This is a genomic window from Brachyspira sp. (assembly GCF_050873525.1).
GTDB lineage: Bacteria > Spirochaetota > Brachyspiria > Brachyspirales > Brachyspiraceae > Brachyspira.
The window spans coordinates 1-3329 of the sequence record NZ_JBNMIZ010000258.1; the positions used below are offsets into that span (position 1 = coordinate 1).

The following is a 3329-nucleotide window of genomic DNA, read 5'->3' on the forward strand; positions in this document are numbered from 1 at the left end:
ATATAATATTCTATAAATTTCATAAGTTTACGGAGAATATGATTAATGCCAAATTTAAATATAATAATTGCCGTAATTGTAATAATTATAGCGATTGCTTTAATTTTATTTATAGTTTTAAAGAAAAATAATAAAAATAAAGTTTCATTAACTGGAGCAAGTTCAAAAAATAAATTTTCGCTTTCGTCTTTATTCAATACTTCGGCTATAAACGAAGAATTTTTTGCCAATTTAGAAAATACATTGATAACGGCGGACGCTGGAGTCGAAACTACAAAAGACATAATTTCAAAATTGCGAGAAACCGTTGAAGAGAATTCAATTAAAGAACCAGCGGAGGCAAAAAAATATTTGAGAGAAATTTTAATATCGAAATTCATTCCAAAAAAAATGGAATTGAAAGATAAAAATATATTGTTTATAGTTGGAGTAAACGGAGTCGGAAAAACTACGACAATCGCAAAATTGGCGAATATCTTAAAAAAAGAACATAATATTATAATTGCCGCTTCCGATACATTCAGAGCCGCCGCAATAGAACAGCTTGAAGAATGGGCAAATCGGTTATCGGTTTCTATAGTAAAAGGACAGCAGGCGGGCGACCCTGCGAGCGTTTTATTTTCCGCTTTGGAGAAGGCAAAATCCGTAAACGCGGATATAGTTATAGTCGATACGGCGGGACGATTTCATAATCAGGATAATTTAATCAGACAGCTTGAAAAAATGAAAAAAATCGCAACCGAAAGATTTTCAGAATTCAATTTTATTCCAATATTAATTCTTGACGCAAATGTCGGACATAACGGAATCGAACAGGCAAAAGTATTCGCTAATTCGTTAAATATTGACGGAGCTATAGTTTCAAAAATGGATAGTTCGGCAAAGGGCGGAGTCGCTATAAGCATAGCTCATTATTTGTCGCTTCCAATATTTTACGGCGGATACGGAGAAAAAGTCGAAGATTTCAAAGAATTCGATATTGAAAATTTTGTAGATTCGATATTAAAATAATAATTAAAAAATAGTTTGGGAGAATAATTTTTATGATTTTAACGATTAAACCGAGCGAGATTTTCGGCTCTCTATATATTCAAATAAGCAAAAGTGACGCTCATAGGGCTTTGATAACTTCATTTTTAGCGGAAGGCGAAAGCGTCCTAAAACCTTGGATGGAAAATGTCGGAATTGATATTATCGCCACAAAAGAAGCGATTTCAAATTTTGCAGATTTTAAAATAGAGAGAGATTGTTTGAAAGTTATTCCAAAAGATAAAAATATAAATAATATTACGATAGATGTGAAAGAATCTGGAAGCAGTTTGAGATTATTGATTCCCGTAGTTTCAGCTCTCGGAATTAATGCAAAATTTATAGGTTCTAAAAAGTTATTCAGTCGTCCGCTCGGAGTTTATAAAAAAATATGGCTTGAACAGGGTTTGACTTTTGATTTGAAAGAAGATTCTCTAACTATAGAAGGAAAATTAAAAAGCGGAAATTTCAATGTCGAAGGAAATATAAGCAGTCAATTCATAAGCGGATTATTATTTGCTCTTCCTTTATTAGAAGGCAATTCAAAAATAATAATCGAAGGGGAATTAGAATCCGCTCCTTATGTTATGATGACTTTGAAAACTTTGAAGTCGGCAAAAATAGAAACCTCAAAACAGGCGGACAATATTATAGAAGTTTTCGGCTCTCAAAAATATTCTCCGATTAATTATGAGATTGAAGCGGATTGGTCGCATGCGGCTTTCTTTGCGGCTGCGGGAGCTTTGGGAGGAGAGGTTACATTATACGGATTAAATAAATATTCGATTCAAGGCGATAAAGAAATACTAAATATATTAAAATTCATGGGCGCTTCGATTGTATATAATGAAGACGGTTCTATAACGATTAAAAAGAATTCAAGATTAAACGCTTTGGATATAGACATTTTGAATATTCCCGATTTAGCTCCGATAATAGTCTCTCTCGCTTCCACGGCAAAAGGAACTACAAAATTATATAACGCGAAAAGACTGCGATATAAAGAAAGCGATAGAATAAACGATTTGAAAGACAGTTTCAATAAAATTGGAGCAAAAATAACTTCAACGGAAGACGAAATATTTATAGAGGGGGTCGAAAAATTAAACGGCGGAGAGACTTCATCCCATAACGACCATAGAATAGCTATGGCGCTTTGCGTTGCTTCGATAGTTTGCGAAAACGATATTATTATAGACGATGCCGAATCGATAAATAAATCTTCTTTTAATTTTATAGAACAGTTTAGAAGCATAGGCGCAAAGCTGGAAGAAAAAGAATAAATTAATAATGGATTAACTTTGTGTGACTATATAACTAATGGGGCAATATAACAAGGGGTTTTAACCCCTTGCATTCCAATAGAAATGAGGCACAAGAGGTTAAAACCACTTGTTATAAAATTCATTTATTAAAATAATTTTTCTTATTTCTAAATTTTAATCTTAAAACTCTAAATAAAGCTTCGGCTATTATATTTTTTGACATTTTCGATTGCCCGCTTCTTCTTTCGTAAAATATAATCGGCTCTTCCGCCACTTTATAACCGTTGCTTTCAAAAGAATAATTCATTTCAATTTGAAAGGAATAACCCGCAGAAAGTATATTATCGAAATTCATATTTTTAAGGACGGATACTCTGAAGCATTTGAATCCTCCCGTTATATCCATTATTTTTGAACCGAGAACAAACGAAGCGTATCTGTTTCCGTAATACGATAAAAATAATCTTCTGAGGGGCCAGTTGACTACGCTTATTCCGTTGCAATATCTTGAACCTATTACTAAATCTAATTTTTCATTTTCCATTCTTTCGATAAACTTTATTACAAAATTCGGGTCATGTGAAAAATCGGCGTCCATTTCTATAACATAATCGGGATTGTATAAAAAAGAATGTTTGAAGCCCGATATATATGCCGGTCCCAGTCCTTCTTTTTTTTCTCTTTTTAATAAATGAACTCTGTTATTATTAAGATATTTTTCGACTATATTTGCCGTTCCGTCTGGGCTATTATCGTCAACGACTAAAATTTCTATATATTCGGGCAGTTTCAAAACCGTATTTATCATTTTTTCTATATTGTCGCTTTCATTATAAGTTGGGATTATTATTATAGCTTTCATTTTCATTCCGTAAAAATTTTAATTAGATTTTAGAAATTATACAATAATTAAATAAAAAATAAAGAAATAATTATTGCAACTTATACATTTAGCCTGTTATAAGTTGATTATTATCTTATAAAAGATATAATCTAATAATAAAAAAGGAATACATTTTATGAACAATTTAAATA

The 3329-nt window shown here is 31.7% G+C and carries 3 protein-coding genes; 2 read left to right on the top strand and 1 reads right to left on the bottom strand.

All coding sequences use genetic code 11. The annotated features are described in order from the left end of the window. Positions 1 to 45 precede the first annotated feature (45 nt). Both ftsY and aroA read left to right on the top strand, forming a co-directional pair. Positions 46 to 1011: a signal recognition particle-docking protein FtsY gene (gene ftsY / locus ACR0QS_RS12195; protein WP_432633727.1), complete on the top strand. Its 966-nt coding sequence runs from the start codon at positions 46 to 48 to the stop codon at positions 1009 to 1011. Positions 1012 to 1043: 32 nt separating this feature from the next. Then, a complete protein-coding gene (gene aroA, locus ACR0QS_RS12200) occupies positions 1044 to 2312 on the top strand; it encodes a 3-phosphoshikimate 1-carboxyvinyltransferase (protein ID WP_432633728.1) in 1269 nt (422 codons plus the stop codon). A 121-nt stretch (positions 2313 to 2433) separates the two neighbouring features. Here aroA and ACR0QS_RS12205 read toward each other — a convergent pair whose 3' ends face one another. Further along, positions 2434 to 3156, bottom strand: coding sequence for a polyprenol monophosphomannose synthase (locus ACR0QS_RS12205; RefSeq protein WP_432633729.1), 723 nt, complete (start codon positions 3154 to 3156; stop codon positions 2434 to 2436). Between the last annotated feature and the right edge of the window lie 173 nt (positions 3157 to 3329).